The sequence below is a fragment of the Paraburkholderia sp. CHISQ3 genome (assembly GCF_030464945.1).
In the GTDB taxonomy this organism is placed as follows: Bacteria; Pseudomonadota; Gammaproteobacteria; order Burkholderiales; family Burkholderiaceae; genus Paraburkholderia; species Paraburkholderia megapolitana.
Map to the genome: position 1 here is coordinate 538,208 of NZ_JALPRG010000001.1, position 19,283 is coordinate 557,490.

General features: G+C 60.6%; 21 protein-coding genes. 7 read left to right on the forward strand and 14 right to left on the reverse strand.

What is annotated here, in order from left to right:
- Positions 1-91 precede the first annotated feature (91 nt).
- The 9 genes from M0D65_RS02385 to M0D65_RS02425 form a co-directional block, all read right to left on the reverse strand.
- Positions 92-982: a hypothetical protein gene (locus tag M0D65_RS02385; protein ID WP_266250825.1), complete on the reverse strand. Its 891-nt coding sequence runs from the start codon at positions 980-982 to the stop codon at positions 92-94.
- 28 nt (positions 983-1,010) lie between these two features.
- A complete protein-coding gene (locus tag M0D65_RS02390) occupies positions 1,011-1,475 on the reverse strand; it encodes a hypothetical protein (RefSeq protein ID WP_177228261.1) in 465 nt (154 codons plus the stop codon).
- A 566-nt stretch (positions 1,476-2,041) separates the two neighbouring features.
- On the reverse strand, positions 2,042-2,725 hold the full coding sequence (locus tag M0D65_RS02395) for a DUF799 domain-containing protein (RefSeq protein ID WP_091010083.1): 684 nt from the start codon (positions 2,723-2,725) through the stop codon (positions 2,042-2,044).
- 10 nt (positions 2,726-2,735) lie between these two features.
- On the reverse strand, positions 2,736-3,107 hold the full coding sequence (locus M0D65_RS02400) for a DUF4810 domain-containing protein (protein ID WP_266250829.1): 372 nt from the start codon (positions 3,105-3,107) through the stop codon (positions 2,736-2,738).
- Between the two features lie 43 nt (positions 3,108-3,150).
- Positions 3,151-3,831 carry a CsgG/HfaB family protein gene (locus M0D65_RS02405; RefSeq protein ID WP_091010079.1) on the reverse strand — a complete coding sequence of 227 codons (681 nt, stop codon included), beginning with the start codon at positions 3,829-3,831 and terminating at the stop codon, positions 3,151-3,153.
- Between the two features lie 344 nt (positions 3,832-4,175).
- Positions 4,176-4,901: a haloacid dehalogenase type II gene (locus M0D65_RS02410; RefSeq protein WP_091010077.1), complete on the reverse strand. Its 726-nt coding sequence runs from the start codon at positions 4,899-4,901 to the stop codon at positions 4,176-4,178.
- Between the two features lie 67 nt (positions 4,902-4,968).
- Complete coding sequence (locus M0D65_RS02415; RefSeq protein WP_301717919.1) at positions 4,969-6,123, reverse strand: ribosomal protein L7/L12; 1,155 nt, start codon at positions 6,121-6,123, stop codon at positions 4,969-4,971.
- A gap of 125 nt (positions 6,124-6,248) precedes the next feature.
- A complete protein-coding gene (locus M0D65_RS02420) occupies positions 6,249-6,800 on the reverse strand; it encodes a hypothetical protein (protein ID WP_091010076.1) in 552 nt (183 codons plus the stop codon).
- Positions 6,801-6,802: 2 nt separating this feature from the next.
- Positions 6,803-7,642 (reverse strand): SPFH domain-containing protein, encoded by an 840-nt coding sequence (locus tag M0D65_RS02425; RefSeq protein WP_091010074.1) that lies wholly within the window; start codon positions 7,640-7,642, stop codon positions 6,803-6,805.
- Positions 7,643-7,928: 286 nt separating this feature from the next.
- Here M0D65_RS02425 and M0D65_RS02430 point away from each other — a divergent pair, with 286 nt between their 5' ends.
- The 6 genes from M0D65_RS02430 (at position 7,929) to M0D65_RS02455 (ending at position 13,836) form a co-directional block, all read left to right on the forward strand.
- Positions 7,929-8,180: a hypothetical protein gene (locus M0D65_RS02430; RefSeq protein WP_266250835.1), complete on the forward strand. Its 252-nt coding sequence runs from the start codon at positions 7,929-7,931 to the stop codon at positions 8,178-8,180.
- 229 nt (positions 8,181-8,409) lie between these two features.
- Entirely contained in the window at positions 8,410-9,438 is a 1,029-nt protein-coding gene (locus M0D65_RS02435; protein WP_266250837.1) for an ABC transporter substrate-binding protein, read from the forward strand.
- Positions 9,439-9,471: 33 nt separating this feature from the next.
- Positions 9,472-10,947 carry a sugar ABC transporter ATP-binding protein gene (locus M0D65_RS02440; protein ID WP_266250839.1) on the forward strand — a complete coding sequence of 492 codons (1,476 nt, stop codon included), beginning with the start codon at positions 9,472-9,474 and terminating at the stop codon, positions 10,945-10,947.
- Positions 10,944-11,900 (forward strand): ABC transporter permease, encoded by a 957-nt coding sequence (locus M0D65_RS02445; RefSeq protein WP_266250841.1) that lies wholly within the window; start codon positions 10,944-10,946, stop codon positions 11,898-11,900. The genes M0D65_RS02440 and M0D65_RS02445 overlap by 4 nt, the downstream gene beginning before the upstream one ends.
- A gap of 77 nt (positions 11,901-11,977) precedes the next feature.
- Positions 11,978-12,895 (forward strand): ABC transporter permease, encoded by a 918-nt coding sequence (locus M0D65_RS02450; RefSeq protein WP_266251188.1) that lies wholly within the window; start codon positions 11,978-11,980, stop codon positions 12,893-12,895.
- A 35-nt stretch (positions 12,896-12,930) separates the two neighbouring features.
- The gene (locus M0D65_RS02455; protein ID WP_266250843.1) at positions 12,931-13,836 is read left to right on the forward strand and encodes an SMP-30/gluconolactonase/LRE family protein; all 906 of its coding nucleotides are present in this window, start codon (positions 12,931-12,933) and stop codon (positions 13,834-13,836) included.
- 90 nt (positions 13,837-13,926) lie between these two features.
- Here the strand turns inward: M0D65_RS02455 and M0D65_RS02460 are convergent, their stop codons facing one another.
- Positions 13,927-14,478 (reverse strand): glutathione peroxidase, encoded by a 552-nt coding sequence (locus M0D65_RS02460; RefSeq protein WP_266250845.1) that lies wholly within the window; start codon positions 14,476-14,478, stop codon positions 13,927-13,929.
- 175 nt (positions 14,479-14,653) lie between these two features.
- Positions 14,654-15,820 carry a porin gene (locus tag M0D65_RS02465; protein ID WP_266250846.1) on the reverse strand — a complete coding sequence of 389 codons (1,167 nt, stop codon included), beginning with the start codon at positions 15,818-15,820 and terminating at the stop codon, positions 14,654-14,656.
- 263 nt (positions 15,821-16,083) lie between these two features.
- Between M0D65_RS02465 and M0D65_RS02470 the strand changes: the two genes are divergently transcribed.
- The gene (locus M0D65_RS02470; RefSeq protein ID WP_266250847.1) at positions 16,084-16,635 is read left to right on the forward strand and encodes a hypothetical protein; all 552 of its coding nucleotides are present in this window, start codon (positions 16,084-16,086) and stop codon (positions 16,633-16,635) included.
- On the opposite strand, the gene M0D65_RS02475 is transcribed toward M0D65_RS02470, so the two are convergent.
- From M0D65_RS02475 to M0D65_RS02485, 3 genes are all read right to left on the reverse strand, one after another.
- A complete protein-coding gene (locus tag M0D65_RS02475; protein WP_266250848.1) occupies positions 16,632-17,357 on the reverse strand; it encodes a hypothetical protein in 726 nt (241 codons plus the stop codon). The genes M0D65_RS02470 and M0D65_RS02475 overlap by 4 nt on opposite strands.
- A 105-nt stretch (positions 17,358-17,462) precedes the next feature.
- Positions 17,463-18,860 (reverse strand): alpha,alpha-trehalose-phosphate synthase (UDP-forming), encoded by a 1,398-nt coding sequence (gene otsA, locus M0D65_RS02480; RefSeq protein ID WP_266250849.1) that lies wholly within the window; start codon positions 18,858-18,860, stop codon positions 17,463-17,465.
- Positions 18,861-18,879: 19 nt separating this feature from the next.
- Positions 18,880-19,155 carry an HU family DNA-binding protein gene (locus tag M0D65_RS02485; RefSeq protein WP_091010055.1) on the reverse strand — a complete coding sequence of 92 codons (276 nt, stop codon included), beginning with the start codon at positions 19,153-19,155 and terminating at the stop codon, positions 18,880-18,882.
- Between the last annotated feature and the right edge of the window lie 128 nt (positions 19,156-19,283).

Sequence of the window (19,283 nt, forward strand, 5' to 3'; positions counted from 1 at the left end):
CGGGCTTACGGGCTACGTTCCCAGTTCGTTTGCGAGAGCGTCGACGAAGACTCGTCAGATGCTCTCGCTTTCGAGTCGACAGGGTGAGACTTCACTGAACCTTAGCCTGCGGACAAGCCTCCCGCGCAGCCCGAACCCCCTCCGCGTAAGCCGCCTCAAACACACCAGCCTTCATCCCCGCACCAAACTGCGCCTGCAACCGCTCGCGAGACCATTTGCCATTCCCCGCCGCTGCCGCCAGCAAATCGAACGCAATGGCCTGGGAGGGGTCCTGCGCATTGAACTTCCCTGAGCTATAGCTCGTGGCAAGTAATCCAGCCGCAAACGGATCGCACTGCCCCGCCGCATCTTTCAGATGATCCAGAGCGTCGTCCTTCCAGCGCTTGACGTCCGGACTTTCCGGATCGCTTCCCACCACCGGAATTTTCCCCGTCCCGTCAGGCCCTTCCAGAAAGAAATCGACCTGCGCACCCGCTTGACCTGTGCGTGCAGCAAGCGCGAGAAATTTCAGACGCTCCTGGACTTCGGCAGGTGTGACCGCCGCGCATAAGTGCACTGCGTCGAGCTGTGCAGCAGACACAGACGCCGCAGATGAAGCATGCTCGCCCTGCTCCACATCGCGTTGACCAGAACCGGCTGCACAAAGCGACTCGGCCAGATAGACCTTATAGGCAGCAGCCGCGTCACCGAGACGCGCAGCACCTTCGTACTGCGCAACGTACTGCGCAACAGTTTTACCGCCCAGATCGACTATCCGCCCGCTGCTGCCGATCAAGGACGGCCGCGCCTGATCAGCAGTTCCTGTCGCACCGGAAGGATCAAACTGCGAAAAAACCGAAGCACCGCCCGCACTGCTTCGCGAGCCACCAGCCGACGTAGCAGCCAGCGCCAACGAAGCTGGCCCATGAGCGGTGTAATAGACAGCAGCCAGGACCATGCCCGTGAATCCAGCAGCAACCAGTAGCGTACGCGTCGGGTTCATGAGGATGGCCTGACCTTGCGCCTGTCGTTTACTGCCAGAGATAGCAGTACGTTTCGTTGCTCTCGAGATTGTTGCCCAGCGCCGGCTGCGACAGATCTTTGGTCCAGCCGTTCGGATCGGTCGGCGTCGGCGTATCGCCGCAGTTCGTATGAACCCAGTGAATCCCAACGTCACCACCGGTATAAAGCTCGCCACACAGTTCAAGCTGATCGCCGACCAGAATCTGGTTCAACGGCGACGGCACGCTAGCCTGATTCTTTTGATAACCGTTGGCGAACACGTCGTCCATTGCAACGTCGTAGACCTGGCCGTCGGTCCCTTGCAGACTCACGTGCGTGTGGTCCAGATAAATACCATCGAGCTTCGATCCCGCTTTATACGTGGGCGCAGTCAGAACCGTACCGGTCAGCAAGGTACCCCCTTGACATACGTCGGCGGCCAGCACGGGAAGGGATGCAACGGACAATGCCAAAGCAAGAAGAATGTTCTTCAATTAAACCCCCTCTAGGTTTGAATGGAATGTGCGACGTGGAATCTTCCCGCATCGTTAAGATGCAATGCTTGCAATTGAATAACGAGCAACGCTCGTCAAGATTCCGTTTTCCAAGATACACAACCGACGATGACTAAGGAATGAAATTCTCGTAGATAGGTGCTTTTAGATCTGGTGATTCTTCCTGATGCAGGTTTATTTCATCTAGCCATACACTTGAACGACATGCATTTAATTTGAGTTTCTTTTGAGTATTTGTCTTTTAGCGAATTGCGTGTAAACCCGGCTAAAAACAAGAAGAGCCGCTTCCTTTAAGCATCGATTTATGCAGGACGCAAGGCTGAAGAATCGCGCATCTTCTTAAACGACTAAAGGATTCTTGGCAGCGCTCAGCAAAACCATGCGTAGTGGCTAGGCATCTGGCGCGTGCGCTAAGAGATCATTTTTTGGGAGCATCGATTCTTAAGCTCCACTTTCTTGTGTCTTAACCTTAAGCGTAGGCACGACGCACTGACAGGAGGCCGCAAGCATCTGCGGCCTCCAACGCTATAGCGCTTCGATCCCGATCAATCGGTTCCAAATTTCGTCGAACGCGGACCGTACAACAAGCCGTTCGGCGGCCCGGCGGACAATAGTCGCTGGCTCGTCAACGCTGCGACATCGACACTGTCATCGCTCAGCGTATGCGCAATCTGTTTGACGGCTGCCTGCGCCATCATCACGATCAGTCCTAATCCACCACCCACGTTGAGATTGGCATTGGCGCCGACCTCCTTGCCTGTCGCTCGCCCGGTTCCCTGCCACAACACGTCACCCGTTTTCAGATCGATGAGTTTCGCCGATGCCGAGACGACCGTTGTGCTGTCCAGCACGGTATAAACCGAACCATACTGCGTCACCGTCATATACAGCGCTGCGTCGGCGCCGAAGATGTCGTGAAGCTTCGCGGGTGCGACCTGCTGGATGTCCGTCGCCGCGGTCAGACCGTTGTGCTTGAACGTCTCTTCCATCGGTGCGACCGGAATCACGTAGTACCCGGACTCGGCAAGCGGCAACGTCACTTGCGACAGCACCCCGTACGTCGCGTTCACGTCCGCTGTGTTGTTGATCGGCGGCAGTACCAGCACGGAACGCGGCTGGCTCTTCTTGAACGCGGTGTAGTCGGGACGCTGCGCGGGCCCCGCGCACGCAGCAAGCAAGGTCAGCACAGCGGCCGCCGACAGAAGCTTTAGTGAAATGAGTTTGAACATGGCAGCGCTCTTATTGTTGTGCGGATTTTTTCAGCAAAAAATCCATATAGGTCGACGATTCCGGGAACGACTGCTTTTCCGCCTCGAACTCGCTTGCGGCCTGCTGATCTTTCCCGACGCTCGCGTACAGCATCCCGAGGTGCGCGTGGAATCCGGGCGGCGGCTGATTACCCTTCGCACGGATCTGCTGCAGCGATTTCTCCAGTACGTCGATCTGCGCCTGCGGATCGGTTTTCCCCTTGAAGTATTCGTAGACCTGCGGTTGATAACCATCCCATTGATACAGCGGCGGAGTCGAACGGTTAGTGGCGCACCCGGTTAGCAAAACGCTCGCTGCAACGAACGATAGCCACGCGCCTTTAGTAGAAACACTGGTCTGCATGTTGTTCTTGAATTAAATGATTGAGAAAGTGCGTACGGCGGAATTACTTCGGCGTATTGAGCGCGCCGGCGTCGACCTGTTCGACAAGATGGTTAACCGCTTCCTGGATTGCCAGATCGAGCACCTTGCCGTTTAGCGTGGAGTCGTAGCTGGCGGTTCCACCGAAGCCGATAATCTCGCGATTCGACAAGCTGTATTCGCCCGCGCCCTGACTCGACAGGACGACTTCGGAGGTCGTCGTGTTGACGATGTTGAGGTTGACCTTCGCGTAGGCGACCTGCTCTTTACCGCGCCCGAGGATGCCGAACAGTTGCTGGTCACCCACTTCCTTGCGTCCGAACTCGGTGACATCTCCGGTCACGACGAAATTCGCACCTTTTACTGCCTGAGCCTTTTTCAGGAACCCCGCTTCCTGCTTGATCTCATCAAGATTGTCGCGATCCAGCACATTGAAGCGACGGCTTTGCTGCAGGCTGGTGATCAAAATCGTCTTCGCCTGGCCGCCGAGACGATCGATACCGTCGGAGAAAATGCCGCGCATATAGCTTGACCGGTTATCGAACTTGCCCACTGCAATTTCGGTTGGCTTGCCGGCAAACGGTGTTTGCGCGCTGCTGATAACCGGTACCGGTAGTGATCGCGATGCTTCGGTCGCGCAGCCACTCAAGGTAATGGCAATCGCCGTTGCCGAAATCAGGGTGCTGTAAGTGCTAGTTATTTTCAAAGGGATCTCCTTGCTAAATCTGCGCACTGCTAAAGCGCACGGGTTCGGATCGCTCGTGACCTTCGCTGTCCGATGCGCCACAAACAACCCGACGTGATTGTTAAACCGGCTTGAGATGTCGATTCAGTCCGAAGACCGTCTACCGACGTTTTTCAGGCTGGTGAAAGGTAACCGAAATGCGCGCTATCGCGTTGTGAACAATTGCAAAATGCGCGGCAGGCGCGGTGAGCCCGCGGATTGAGGGAAAGCGGGATCGTGAGGTGCGGAGCGTCAAGGGCGCAACAACCCGCTCGCACACCACCGCACGAGCGGCACACAAGCGGCGCGCAATCGCAGGTCTGAACCTATTGCTGTTGCGAGCCCTGCTGATGCGCCTTCACCAGGTCGCCCATGCTATCGAAGCGAAAATCGAACGTCGGCTGCGTTCCCGGATTCAGCGTTGCGCCGAACCCCTGCTTCGCGTGCCGGCGATTAATCCAGCACGATGCGAGGCCTAATTCATTTGCGGGCTTGTGATCGTGGAACAGACTCTCCGCCGTATGCAGGATCTTTTCTTTGCGAATTCCGCGATCGCCGAGTTTTTCCAGCAGGTATTCGAAATTGCGTAGCGATGGTTTGTAGGACCCGACGTCTTCGGCTGTGATCACCCCGTCGAATTCCACCTGCAGTTTTGCATTGCTATAGGCAAAGCTCTCGTTATCGATGTTCGACAGAATGACTAGCTTGTAGTGCTTCTTCAGATATTGCAGCGCGCCCGGTGAATCTTCGAATGCCGGCCAGTTCTGTATCGACTTGCCGTATGCGATGCATTCGGCAAGCGTGGCAGCGACCTGCCATTCCTCGGCTAGCCGTTTGTAGACGATCGCGAGCAGTTCCTGGTATCGCTTCGCAGGTGTGTAGATCTGTTGCGACGCTTCGTGCCGGGCGTGCGCTTCGAGCACCTGATCGCGCGTCAGAGGCCGCTTGACGCGTTCCAGAAGAGGCCGCAGCCCATCGAGGATGCCAGTCTCCCAGTCGATCAAAGTTCCGTAGCAGTCGAACGTCAGCGTATCGAAGTCGGCGAGATTCATACCAGGTCCGTCCAGTTGTTCGCAGGATTCGTCCATGATAGCCAACGCCCGCGCTCTGCGCCGGTCGCTAGACCACAACCACCGTCGCGCCCGCACTTTCAAGACGCTGTTTCGCGAACTGCGCCTCGTCGGTCGATGCATAGTCCTTTAGCTTCTGCGGCGCGGATTCGACAAGGTCCTTCGCATCTTTCAAATCCAGCCCAAGAAGTTCGCGCACCTCCTTGATCACGCTGATCTTGTTGCGCCCGGCGCTCATCAGGATCACCGTATGACCGCTCGCCGGTCCGGTAGTCGTGAAACGGGTCACCTTCGTGGTCACGAACGGTCCAGCCGGTTTCAGCGCTTCAGAGGGATCGCCGTAACCCATTTCGATCGGATCGATTGCGATGGTCTTCGGGTCGTTGGGATCGACCCGCAGCGGCAGTTCCGCACCGGCGTGCGCAATGCGCGCGGCCTTCTCGGGCGACGACAAGGTAGTAGTCAGTTCCGCGCGATAAGGCCAGCCACCCTGAGGCGTGACCTCGATCTCGAGATTCCATTTGCTGAGGCCGCGCGACTCGAGCAGCGGGTTGCCCAGCGGCATGATTTCCGCCGACTTCACGACGCCCTTCGCCTTGTCGCCAGCCCGCAGGATCTGCGGCCAAAGCACCAGCGGATCGAGCCGGTTCGCGCCTTCGGGCGGCGTCTGCCCACCGGTCAGCGATGTGGGTGCAAGCGAGACCTTCGACGGATCGTCCGAATCGAGCACGACGTAAAGGCGGTCGCCGCGCGTCACCGATGCCCCTTCCGGCACACTCATCGTCACCCGACGCTTGGGCGCACCGATCGCATCGAGTTCGAGCTGCGCCTCCGGGCTGCCCGTGAACGACAACACCGACAGCACGTCTGCCACACCAAGCATCGATCTATCGACCGATGTCTCGCTGCTGGACTCCTCACCTTCCGAAGTCCCCGATGACCTCGCCTTCGCAAACAGATCGGCAACTGCCGCCGCGCTGAGCCCCGCGCCTGCCGTTGTCCCCGACGCAGACGCCTTCGCGAGCGCCTCGGCAACCGCTGCGCTGACTTGCGACTGAAACGCGCTGTTCTTGCCGAAACTGGTATTCACCACCGACTCGAACTCGCGCTCGCTCGCGCGCATCCGTTTTGTCGAGCGCCGGACCGACAGGAAAATTGCCAGACCCACGACAGCCAGAACCACGACAACTACAAGCGCTTCCATGCCGCACCTCGAACGTTATTGGAGAACGGCGTGCGACCGCGCCGTGCATTGAATGTATCGATGTTTCCCCCGGTGCTGCACGAAGCAACACCGCTCGCGTGCCATCCGCCGTTATCCGCGACGCGCTACCCCGCGCGATCGTGCAACACCGCTTCCCGGCTACGCAGTGTCTGCTGGAGCGCAGTCAGCCCCTCCTGCAGTTCGATGAGATGCTCGAGCATCCAGACGCCCGTGCGCCCATCGGTCAGCGCGTTCAGCAGCGCGCACTGGCCCACGAGCCGCTCGTCCCAACCGATCAGCGCCTCAAGCGTGCCCGCTTCGTTGCGATAGCGTTGCGTCATGCGATCGTTCTCGGGCACCGGCTGCGCCTGCAGCCGGCCGCCGATCACGCCGATATCCGCCGCGAGCCGCTCGAGCTTGCGCGCATCGGCGGCGAGCGCCGGGTCGGGAAACGGCTTCTCGCGCGTCGGTGTCGGAAAAAACTCGCGACGGTACGCGGCCTCGGCGGCCTCTACCGTCGCGCGCGCGGTGCCGAGCAGCCAGCCCGCCTTGCTGCGCACCAGTTGATCGTCGGCGCGCAGCTGGTTCTCCTTGCGATAGAAGTTGTAGCCCCAACCGTGAAACAGATTGATCGCGGCCTGCCGCAGCGCCCCTTCGTCGTAGAAGTCCTGGCTCATGATCAGGTGGGTCCTGTCAGTCCCGTGCCGGCCGTCACCGGATAGATCCCGGTGGCCGGACTGCCGATCTGGAAGGGCAATCCCGCCGCCGCATTCGGCGCGGATACGAGGCCCTTCTCGGCCATGCGCAGCGCGAGGTAGTAACGGACCGCTTCGATCGGCGTAAGCCCGATTGCCTGTAGCGAGATCAGTTCGCGCATCCGTTCGTCCTTCGGCACGATCAGCACCTTCAGGTCGTTCAGCATGATGCCGAAGATGCGCAGGAAATCGGCCAGATGCGTCTTCACCGATTCGCGGATCTCGTTGATGTGTTCGTTGATGTTTTCCATCTTCGTGACCTGCACGATCTGGTTGATCGCCTGCTCGATCGCCGGGCTCGCGTAATCGGCAACTTCCTGCGTATCGATCACGTGGCCGTTGAACGGCAGATGCGTAATCAGATCGAGCGCCGCTTCCTTCGAATCGATATGAATGTAGTAATCGACCTGATACGCCATTTCGGCCATTTCCGCACTGGTCGCAACACCCTGGCTGCGCACCAGCAGTTTGGAACGATTTACGTAAATGACTTCGAAAATCCACGGCGATGCGCCGCCGAAAAAACCCTGCGCAATCGAACCCAATATCGGTTTATCGGGTGTGGTCAGCGCATATTGGCCGGTCTCGTAAACATTCAGAACCGCACCGCGCGATTTGAGCACGCAGAAATGATTGCTTTCGACGGTGAGCAGTGAGCCGGACACAATGCTGTCGTCGACGATCTTGACCGCGAGACTGCGTGTGCCGAGCATATCGGTGCCGTCGCGCTGCAGCGACGTGATGACCTGCCTTGTAATTGCCATGCGTTCCTCCGTGGTATTCAGATATATGCGCATCGGGTGACGCTAAAGATAGTCGATTCGTCAGTGCTTATCCAGCGCTCATCTGTAGCATTCAATGTCATTACAAAATCGATCCAGTGATGTTTAGAAAGTCGCTCTGAAACCATGCGCATACGCTTGAGCGTTGTTTCATGAAACAGACACGTTCCGGCAGTTCCCACATCGTTGCGCGAACAATCAATCTAGAATCGACCCGGTGACAGAGCGCACCGGCTGCGCACCTCTCCCCTTCCTCCGGAGCTTTTTCATGCGCTACACCTACACCGCCACCGACACCGGCTTCGTCGCACTGGTCGACGGCTACCGCGTGTGCATCGTCGGCGGCCCTTCTCCGATTGCGGATCATGTGGACTATCGCTGGACCATCGAGGCCGACGACGCCGAAGACGACGAACAGGCGTTTGCGTCCGCGACCGGCGAAGTGCTCGCCAGTGGCGAGACCGTCACGCCGCGTCAGGCCGACGCCCAGATTGCCGCGTGGCTCGATGCTTACGGTTGAGCGCCGCAGTCGTGTGCGCCGTGTCGCGCCACAGGCCGCCTGCATTCACCTTCAGCCAACACCATAGCGCCAGGGAAAGTCCCAGCGACGAGAACTATTGACGCCAAATTGTTCACAGGAGAACATCAGATTCATCAATAAATACATACAAACCCGATTTGGGCGGTTTGCCACGTCGTGCGCCGACCCTGGCGCCAGACGCCGCTAGCAGGTAATCAGGAGACGAGGAATGAGAACCAGAGTTGCCTGCAGCACGCTTGCCGTCGCGCTGTTATGTCTCGGCATGGCGAGCTTTGCCGGCGCACAGACGGCGACCCGCGACACATCGTCGGCGAAGATCGCGCTGTCCAACAACTATGCGGGCAACAGCTGGCGTCAGATGATGCTCAAGAGCTGGTCGAACGTCGCCGATGTTGCGGTCAAGCAGAAGATCGTTGCAGCCGCACCGACTTTCACCACCGCGGAGAGTCAGGCAACCGAGCAGGTTCAGCAGATGCAGAACCTGATCCTGCAAGGCTTCAAGGCGATCGTCGTCGATGCCGCTTCGCCTGCTGCGCTCAATGGCGTCATCAAGCAGGCGTGCGGCGTGGGCGTCACGGTGGTGTCGTTCGACGGCATTGCTACCGAACCGTGCGCATACCGGATCGCTGTCGACTTCCGCAAGCTCGGTTCGATGCAGGTCGACTATCTGGCGAAACGCCTGAACGGCAACGGTAACCTGCTAGAAATTCGCGGCCTGGCCGGCGTGTCGGTCGACGACGAGATTCATGCGGGCATCGTCGATGAGCTGAAAAAGTATCCGGGTCTCAAGCTGGTCGGCTCGGTGCATGGCGACTGGACGCAAACGGTGGCGCAGAAACAGGTCGCCGGCATTCTGCCGACGCTGCCGAAAATCGATGCGGTCGTCACTCAGGGCGGTGACGGTTTCGGCGCGGCGAAGGCGTTCGCAGAGGCGGGACGTCCCACGCCGATCATCATCCTCGGTAACCGTCAGGAAGAACTCGCGTGGTGGGCGCAGCAACGCAAGAGCGGCTATCAGACGATGTCCGTGACGATCCCGCCAGGTGCGTCGACGTTCGCATTCTGGGTCGCGCAGCAACTGCTTGCGGGCAAGAAGCTGCCGCACGACATCCGCATGCCGCTGCTCGAAGTCAAGGCGGAAGAACTCGACGCAGTCCTCGCGAAAACGCCGCCCGGCTCGCTCGCCAACAAGGAATACACGCGCGACGAAGTCATCAAGATCGTCGAGGCTCAATAGCGCGCCGCCCACTGACGACGGAGAACACACATCGTGGTCGCTGACAGTCGCCCGGGCGTCGCGCTGATCGGTCTCGCCGGCATCGGCAAGACCTTTGGGCAGGTCAAGGCACTGAGCGGTATCGACTTCGTCTTTCGCAGCGGCGAATGTGTTGGCATCGCCGGACACAACGGCGCGGGCAAGTCCACGCTGATGGCGGTACTGGCCGGTGTCTACACACCCGATGAAGGCACGCTGTCGGTACATGACCGCCCCGTTGCGCACTACGACGCCAACGCCGCACGCGAAGCCGGTGTCCGCTGCGTTTTTCAAGAGCTGTCGCTCTGCGCGAATCTCTCGGTGACCGAGAACATGTGCATCCTGCATCCCGAACTCAAGGGATACGGCTGGCGAAAGAAAGCGACCGCGCTGATGCGCGAACAACTCGATGAAATCTTCCCCGGTCATGGATTGAACGGCTCTGAGCTGGTGGCCGATCTGACGCTCACGCAGCGCCAGATGGTCGAGATCGCGCGGGCGTTCACGGTGGTGCGCGCACCGGTGAGACTCGTGATTCTCGATGAGCCGACGTCGAGTCTCGATGGACATACTGCCGCACAGTTGCTGACGTTCGTTCGAGCAGTCGCGCAGCGAGGCATTACCTGCATTCTGATCAGCCATATGCTCGGCGAGATCGAACGCGTGGCCGACCGTGTGCTCGTGATGCGCGACGGTACAACTGCTGCGCTGCTGCCGCGCGCAGGACTCACGCAGGAAGCAATCGTTCGCGCGATGGGACAGCACGTGGAAGCCGATCCTCAGACACGTGCAGCGAGTCGCGCGCCACGCGAGGCCGCGCACTTCACCTGGCAAATTGGCCCAAGTGCAAGACGCTCAATCATCGAAGCTACACGCGGCGAGATCATCGGCTTTGCCGGTCTCGCGGGACAAGGTCAAACCGAAGCGCTGCTGGCCATCTATCGAAGCGCCACACGACGCGGTGCGCAACAGCGCGTCGCCTTTGTCGCGGGCGACCGCGCGAGCGACGGGGTGTTTCCGCTCTGGTCGATCGGCGAGAACCTGGTATTACGCTGGCTCAACGGTGCGCAGCCAGGAGGACGCCGCCGCCTGTTCGTCGACGCAACGGGTGCACGTTCGCTCGCTGGAGACTGGCAAACGAAGATCGGAATTCGTGGCGCAGCGATGAACGCAGGCATCCTGTCGCTCAGCGGCGGCAACCAGCAGAAGGTGCTATTCGCCCGCGCGCTGGCTTCGGACGCCGACCTGATCCTGATGGACGATCCCACGCGCGGCGTCGACATCGGCACCAAGCACGACATCTATCAACTCGTGCGCAGTGAAGCGGCACGCGGCCGCACGTTCATCTGGTACACCACGGAAAACGACGAACTTGCACACTGCGATCGCGCGTACGTATTCCGTTCCGGTCGCGTCAACCGCGTACTCGATGCGCAGGAATGCGATGAAGAGACGTTGCTCGCCGCCAGTTTCGAGGAGCGCGCTGCATGAGCCGCATGGCATCGTCCGCCGCAACGCTGCGACAGGTACCGCTGCGCGCCCTGCTGCCGCTGTTCTCGCTGATCGCGATTCTCGTACCGATCTTCATCCTGCAGCCCGCTACGTTTAGCTATTTCGGTCTTGGCCTGCTGCTCAATCTCGCGGTGCCGATCGTCTTTGCAACGCTCGCGCAACTGGCCGTCATCACCGTCAACGATCTCGATCTGTCGATCGGTTCGTTCGTGAGCCTCACCGCCTGTATCGGTGCGACGCTGCTCGTGCGCGAACCGTGGCTCGGCGTTGCCGCACTGGCCGGCTGCGTGCTGCTGTATGCCGCGATAGGCGCGCTGATCGAGTATCGTCAGATACCGTCGATCGTCGTCACGCTCGGTCTGTCGTTCGTCTGGACCGGGCTCGCGGTGTTGCTGCTGCCTTCGCCCGGCGGGACGAGCCCCGCGTGGCTCACCGGTCTCATGACGTTCCAGACGCCACTGATCGCGGCACCGGTCGTGTGGTCGGTGGCGATCGCGCTCGTCGGGCATCTGCTGTTGATGCGTTCGTCGGCGGGCGTAAGTGTGCGGGCCGCGGGTGGCAACCCACGTGCGATGAGCCGCTTCGGCTGGTCGATCATCAAAAGCCGCGCGATCCTGTACGGCATCGCCGGCATCTTCGGCGTGCTGGCGGGACTCTCGCTGCTCGGCCTCACCACCTCCGCCGATTCCAATCTCGCACTTCGCTACACGCTGCTCTCGATTGCGGCTGTGATACTCGGCGGCGGCGAGTTCGTCGGTGGGCGCGTCTCGGTGTGGGGTGCGGTGCTCGGTGCGATCACGCTGACCATCGCCGCGTCGTTCCTCGCCTTTCTCGACATCGCACCCGACTGGCAGGTCGGCATGCAAGGCGCGATCCTGATCGTCGTGCTGTCGCTGCGCGTAGTCCTGCAACGTCGGGGAGAGCGCCGATGAATGCGCCGTCGCCATTGCAGTCCGAAGCCGCTGCCGCCCCCGCGTCGAGCCTCGCAGCAAGCGGTGGGCGCCTGCGAATGTTGCGCGCACCGTGGGCGTGGTCGTTCGCCGGTGCGGCGATTGTCGGCGTGGTCATTGCGAGCGTGTTCGGCTTGTCGATCGCCGGCAATGTCGTGCTGACGGCCCTCGTGTTCGGTACGTTCATGGTGCTGGTCGGTCTCGCGCAGATGCTCGTCATCACGTCGGGGCCGGGCAATATCGATCTGTCCGTGCCATCGGTCATCGCGCTCGCCGGCATGATCGGTATGCACGTGATGGCTTCGAGCGGTGTCGTTGCCGGTTTCGCTGCGGCAGTTGCGTCCGGCATCGCAGTAGGATTCGCGAATTATCTGTTGATCCGCACGCTGCGCATTCCACCGATCATCGCGACGCTCTCGTCGAGTTTCATCGTGCAGTCGCTTGCGATCACACAGAGCCACGGCATGAATGCGCCGCCCGCCGCACTCGAAGCGTTCGCCAACGGGCGCCTGCTCGGCGTGCCGCATCTCGCGCTGATTACCCTGGTGCTGTCGGTGGCGATTGCGATCCTGCTGCATGTGAGCGTGTTCGGGCGCGGTCTTTCCGCCGTCGGCCAGAATCCGCGTGCGGCGTGGCTCGCCGGTGTCCGCGTGGAAAAAACGCGTTGCGCGGTTTACCTGCTGTCCGGTGCGATCGCCGCATTCACGGGTGTGCTGCTTGCGGCGGTGTCGGGCGGCGCGACACTCGACATGGGCGTCGAGTACATGCTGATCTCGATTGCGGTTGTCGTGATCGGCGGCACGCTGGTAACCGGCGGGCGCGCGACCGTGACCGGCGTATGGGGCGCGTCGATGTTCCTGTTTCTCACCAATGCCGTACTCAACGCACTCGGTGCGGGCGCGGGCATACGCTCGATCGCCTACGGTGTGTTGATCATCGCTGTGGTCGTCGCGGCCGGCGGCCGCACCGCGCGCTGACTACCCCGACTGCTTTTACAACGGACGATAACGCCATGAACGCACACGATTTCGAAATTCACGACGCCCGGTTTCGCGCGCTACTGCTGCCCGATGCGCCGCTCGAGAAACTCTACGGCGATTGTCTGTGGGCCGAAGGCCCGGTCTATTTTCCGGCCGGTGACTATCTCGTCTGGAGCGACATTCCGAACAGTCGCATGTTGCGCTGGGTACCCGGCATGGGAGTCGGCACGTTTCGCGCGAATTCGAATTTTTCCAACGGCAATACGCGCGACCGCGATGGCCGGCTGGTGACGTGCGAACACCGCACGCGCCGCGTTACCCGGACCGCGCACGACGGCACCATCACCGTGCTGGCCTCGGCCTATCAGGGCAAACGGCTCAATTCGCCAAACGATGTCGTGATCAAGTCCGACGACACGATCTGGTTCACGGACCCCGACTACGGCATTCTGAGCGATCGCGAGGGCGGTATTGCGGAAAGCGAGATCGGTCGTTGCAATGTCTATCGCATCTCGCCTCATAACGGCGAAGTCACGCTGGTTGCCGACGATTTCGTCAAGCCAAACGGTCTTGCGTTTTCACCGGATGAGTCGCGCCTGTATATCGCCGATTCGGCTGCCTCGCATATCGAGGGCGCGCCTCACCACATCCGTGTGTTCGATGTGGTCGATGGAAAACTGCGCAATGGCCGCGTGTTTGTCGAGATCGCGCAAGGTGTGCCCGACGGCATGCGCATCGACGAACATGGCAATGTGTGGACCAGTGCGCACGACGGCGTGCATTGCTATACGCCCGACGGCGAACTGCTCGGCAAGATCCTGACGCCTGAAGTGGTTGCGAATCTGACGTTCGGCGGTGCGTTGCGCAACCGGCTGTTTATTACCGCCAATACTTCGTTGTATTCGCTGTCTGTAGCGGTGCGCGGTGCGACGGTTTGATTCATCGTAAGCGGGCGGTGTCTCCAGTCGCTGCGAGACACCGCCCAGTCAATCTGCACACACAGCATTCACACGTAATTCACACGCGACTTATGCGCCGCGCGTCAGCTCCGCATCGATCGCTTCGATGAGACGTGGATCGTCGGCGGTAATGTCCGGCGCAAAACGCCCGATCACGCGGCCGTCGCGGCTCACGAGAAATTTCTCGAAATTCCACAACACATCGGGAGCAGGGTTCGGCGCAATACCGTAGCCCTTCAGCCGCTCGCGAAACGGACCGTCGCCCGATGCATCCGGTTGCGCCGCAGTCAGTGCGCCATACAGCGGATGCTGGTCCTCACCGACCACGGAGATCTTCGAGAACAACGGAAAGGTCACGTCATACGTCGTGCTGCAAAACTGTTTGATTTCGTCGTCGCTGCCCGGCTCCTGCCCCTTGAAGTTGTTGGCCGGAAACGCCAGCACTTCGAGACCTGCAGCGCGCTTCTGTTCGTAGAGCTTCTCGAGCCCTTCGTATTGCGGCGTCAAACCGCATTTCGACGCAACGTTCACCACCAGTAGTGCGCGACCCTTGAACTGGTCGAGCGTGAGTTCGGTGCCGTCGATCGACTTCACCGGAATGTCATAGATAGCTTCGCTCATGGTGCTGCTCTCTCCTGGACTGAAATATCGCCGGATCGGCGGATGTTCACACGCGGGTTGCAGTGCAGTGGCCGCGGAGTAGTACGTTGCCTCGCAGCCACGGTCGGCAGGATCGATGATGCCACGCCGCCGTGAATCCTTCAGACGGCCCAGCGGCAGCTCGACTCAGAACAGATCAGAACCGGTGACGAATACCGACTGCGGTCACTTCCTGGCTGTTGGTCCCCGAATTGACGCCGAAGTCGCCGACCGATGCCTGTGCGCTCACCACCGCACCCGATGCATTGAGCGTCTTGCCGCTCGCCTTCTGATAGCCAAATAGCGCATACAGTTCGGTGCGCTTCGATAACGCATAGTCGGCGCCGAGATTGACCTGGTGATAATGCGCCGAAGTCGGGCCGGTCAACGCCGTGTAGTTGTAGCCGATACCCGCGCGCGCCGCCGCCGTGAACTGATAGTTGAAGAACGCCGAGCCGCTGTTGAACTTCGCATTCTCATGGAACACCGATGCCGAATCGCTGCCGTACTGCGTGTTCGAGTATGCGGCGCCGAGCGTCGCCGCACCAATCGCATACTGCCCGCCCACGCGCACGATCTGAATCGATTTCGCGCTCGCAAAGCCCTGATTGATCACCGTGTTGAAGAGACTGTCGGAGCTGCTGCTCCAGGTGCGCAGGCCGTTAGTAAGTGTGTTGCCGCCGTTGGCGTAGAAGTAACCCGCGCCGAGCGCGAGTGGTCCGTTCGTGTACGCCGCGCCGAAGCTGTAGGTGCGCCCGCTGCCGGTTGCACCGGCCACGCCACCCAGGCCGTACAGCGCTTCGACCTGAAAGCCTGCGTACAGCGGGCTCACATACTTGACCGAATTGCTGACACGCAAGCTGTTGTCGTAGTTGTCGAGATCACCCGGCGTGCCGAACGCGCCGCCGAAGTAGTTGTCTTCAGTGAGACCCTGTACGAGATCGACGATCGGGTCGTATTGGCGGCCCAGCGTGACCGTGCCCCACTGGTTGCTCGACAGGCCGACCACCGCCTTGCGACCGAACTCGCGTCCGCCCTGGCCGAGCGCACCGGTACCGACGTTGAAGCCGTTCTCCAGCTGGAACACGGTGGACAACCCGCCGCCGAGGTCCTCGGTACCTCTGAGCCCCCAGCGGCTGCCGGACATGTTGCCGCTGCTGAACTTGACGAGCGTCGACTGGTTCGTGCCGCCGCTGCCCTGTGCGTTGTGCACATAGGCAATGCCGGCATCGACGATGCCGTACAGCGTTACGCTGCTCTGCGCGTGCGCAGTGGCGGAAAGCAGCAGCGTGGCAGGTAGTGCGAGCGAAGTGATGCGCTTCATGACCGGATTCCCGTAGTTGTCGTCGTTAGTCTGGATATCGGCACGAACGATAAGGGAATCGCGGGGAGCGGAGAACAAACGAATTCTTAGATCGTTATCACGCGCCAGACCGCTTGACAGGCGGCACATGTTGATCGTAGACCTCACCCGCGCGACAATCCCGCAGCCGATAGCAAACTGTAGGGTTCGTCGCAGTTACCATGCATCTTTTGCGCGAAGCGAAACACGGGGTGTCGCTTTGTTCGCCATCTTCGAGGTAGACCATGACCCGACCCACTGCCCGCAGAATCGCGGCCTTCATACTTGGCGTTCTCATGATGCCGGGGCCAGGCTTTGCCACGACCATTGCTGCGAGTGCGCAGCTCGCGCCTTCATCCGTCAATCTCGTGGCATGGCCGCGTATGTCCGCGCGCGATTTCGGCTGTTACATGGAGAAGACCTTCGGTCATCGCGACAAGCGCTTCAACTGCGCGATGAAGCGTTATAGCAATCAGGGGGATCCATGCAAGAACACGCGGGTCTACTACGAAGGGCCGACCTTTCCTGACTCGCTGGCCGCGCGGGTGCATCCGCTCGCAACGCATGTCGAACTGAGCTGGGAACATGGCGAGCTTCAGCAAGTGAGCGTCACGTTGCGAGGAACGTTTGCTGAACCGATCGCGCGCCGCGCATTCGGCCTTCCCGACACACAGGCGGCTTCGCTACCGGTCAATGTGATGAGTACGGGTATCCAGCAGCCGGGTAAGGGCTTCACCGATGTGTCTCTGACCGGCTTCGATCATATGGGTGCGGGGGATGTCGATTGTGGCGGCTAGAACCAGGCCGTAGGCCCAAGCAACACCCGTTTGCCCGATTGCCGCTGCAACGCCGCCGGCACCAGGATCATGACCATTGCGATCCGCAGCATCGCGCCGACAATCCACAAGGAAACCGGGAACGTAATCGCAGCGACAAAGAACAGCAACCCTTGCGTGCCGAAGAAAAACGTCGCCACCTGATACGGCACGAGCAGAACCGGCACGATCGCCATCACGATGCGCGTATGCCAGATCGAGAAAGCGCTCTTCTGCTCGTACATGTCTTCGAATATTTCGAAGAGCCTGTCGTCACAAACGATCGCATTGCCCGACGCATCGAAGGCCCGCTCGACGAATGTCGAGTGCTTGATGAAGCGGCGCAGATCGAAATACGAAAAGCCTAGCCAGTAGCCCGTCAACGCCGCGCCCAGGGCGAGACCCACGAGGTGCGCGCGATCCGGCATCGGTGCAAAGGCGAAAAAGAAGAAGTAGAACGTGACGCCGAACAGCGCGTAGATCGACAGCGCGCCGAGCAGCTTCACGATGCCCACCACCACGAGGCTCGTCGAACGACGAAACATCAGCAGCATCAGTAGCGGTCCGCCCAGGCACACCACAGCGATCGCAATACTGATCCGTCCAGGCAGCAGCGACATGCCGAGATCGCACCAGTAAGCGAAGTACGCGAGCACGATCGCAAAGACGTTGAGAATCGCACCCGACACGACCGTTCGAAGCACGGCCGCCCGTAGCGAATATGACGTCTTCGTGGCTCCCGCGCTATGCGTCACGGCACCCTCAGATCCGGGAAATGTCGGATTGTACGGTCGGCATGGCAGATCGCGTCAGGAGTCGTGTTCCTGCCCGCTGTGCTCGAGCGCTTCGAGAAAGCTCGCGCACCACCAGTGCACATCGTGTTCGCGAATCCGCTGCGTGAGCCGCGTATGCCGGTTGATGCGTTCGTCGAGCGGCATCGTCAGCGCGCGCTGGATCGCCTGCGCAGTGCCTTGCGCGTCGTAGGGATTGACGAGCAACGCGTCGGTCAACTGTTCGGCTGCACCGGCAAAGCGCGACAGCACGAGCATGCCAGGATCGGCCGGGTCCTGCGCCGCGATGAACTCCTTCGCGACGAGGTTCATGCCGTCGCGCAGCGGCGTGACGAGCGCGACGCGACTCGCGCGGTACAACCCCGGCAGACGCTTGCGCGCAACATTGCGGTGAATGTAGCGCACCGGCATCCAGTCGAGTTCTCCGTAGTCGCCGTTGATCTCGCCACACAGGCTGTCCATCTGCCGGCGCAGATCGTCGTAGGCACCGACGTCCTCGCGGCTTGGCGAGGCAATCTGGATCAACGTCGCGCTGTTGTGATTCTCCGGATATTGCGCAAGCAGTTCGCGAAACGCATGCACGCGCTGCGGCAAGCCCTTCGAATAATCGAGCCGGTCGACACCGATCAATAGACGCCGCCGCGAATACTCCTCGCGCATGCGCACGAACATCTCGCGCCCTTCCTTCCCTTGTGCGAGCCCCGCGAATTCGTCGACATCGATACCGATCGGATACGCGCCCACACGCAGCGTGCGCTGAAACGCCCGCAGACGACCCGGCTCCAGCCGGTGCGCCTGAGCTTCCGATTCGACGTAGTGCGCAAAATGCGTGACGTCGGCTTCGGCCTGAAAACCCACGAGGTCGTAAGCGAACAGCGCGCGCATCAACCACTCGTGCTCGGGAATCGCCGCCATGATGAGCGGCGGCGGCATCGGAATATGCAGGAAGAAACCGATGCGGTTCGTGCATCCCATCGCGCGCAGTTCGGCCGCGAGCGGAATGAGGTGGTAGTCGTGAACCCAGATCAGATCGTCGGGCCGCAACAGCGGCATCAGCTTGCGCGCAAACAGCTGGTTGACGCGCCGGTAGCCGGCCGCAAAGCGGACATCGAAGTTGGCGAGGTCGAGCCGGTAGTGAAACACCGGCCACAGCACATCGTTCGCGTAGCCGAGATAGTAGGTGTCGTAGTCGCGCTGATCGAGATCGAGCGTGGCGAGCGTAACGCTGCCTGTCGTCTGTACGCGTACATCGGGTTGGCCGGCTGCGGCGTCCGTCTCGCTGCGGATTTTCCCGCTCCAGCCGAACCATAAACCGCCGGTCTGCTGCAGGCTTTCCCGCACCGCGACTGCCAGCCCGCCCGCTGCGGTCTTGCGCGGGTCGGCAGTGCGGTTGGAAACGACGACCAGACGGCTCATCGAGCGAATGGTCGGTGGACTAGCTGTTCACTACGTCCTTGAATGCCTTGCCCGGGGTGAACTTCACTGTTTTTGCCGCGGCGATGTTGATGGTGGCGCCCGTGGCGGGGTTACGCCCGGTTCTCGCGGCGCGCGAGCCCTGGCTGAAAGAACCGAAGCCGACGAGTTGTACACCGTCACCCGAGGCAACCGCCTGGGTAATGGCGTGAATTACCGCATCGATGGCTTCTCCGGTGGACGATTTGCTCGCACCTGTGGACGCTGCCACAGCGTCGATCAGTTCCTGCTTGTTCATGGAATCTCCGTGGTGGTCATGTTCGGTTCAATGGCAATCCGCTGCCAGGACACCCTTGATCTGCGGTGGCGCCTGCGCTCTCAGACGCTGGGCAGAGACAGAGCCCGTCCATACCGTAACCCAACCGG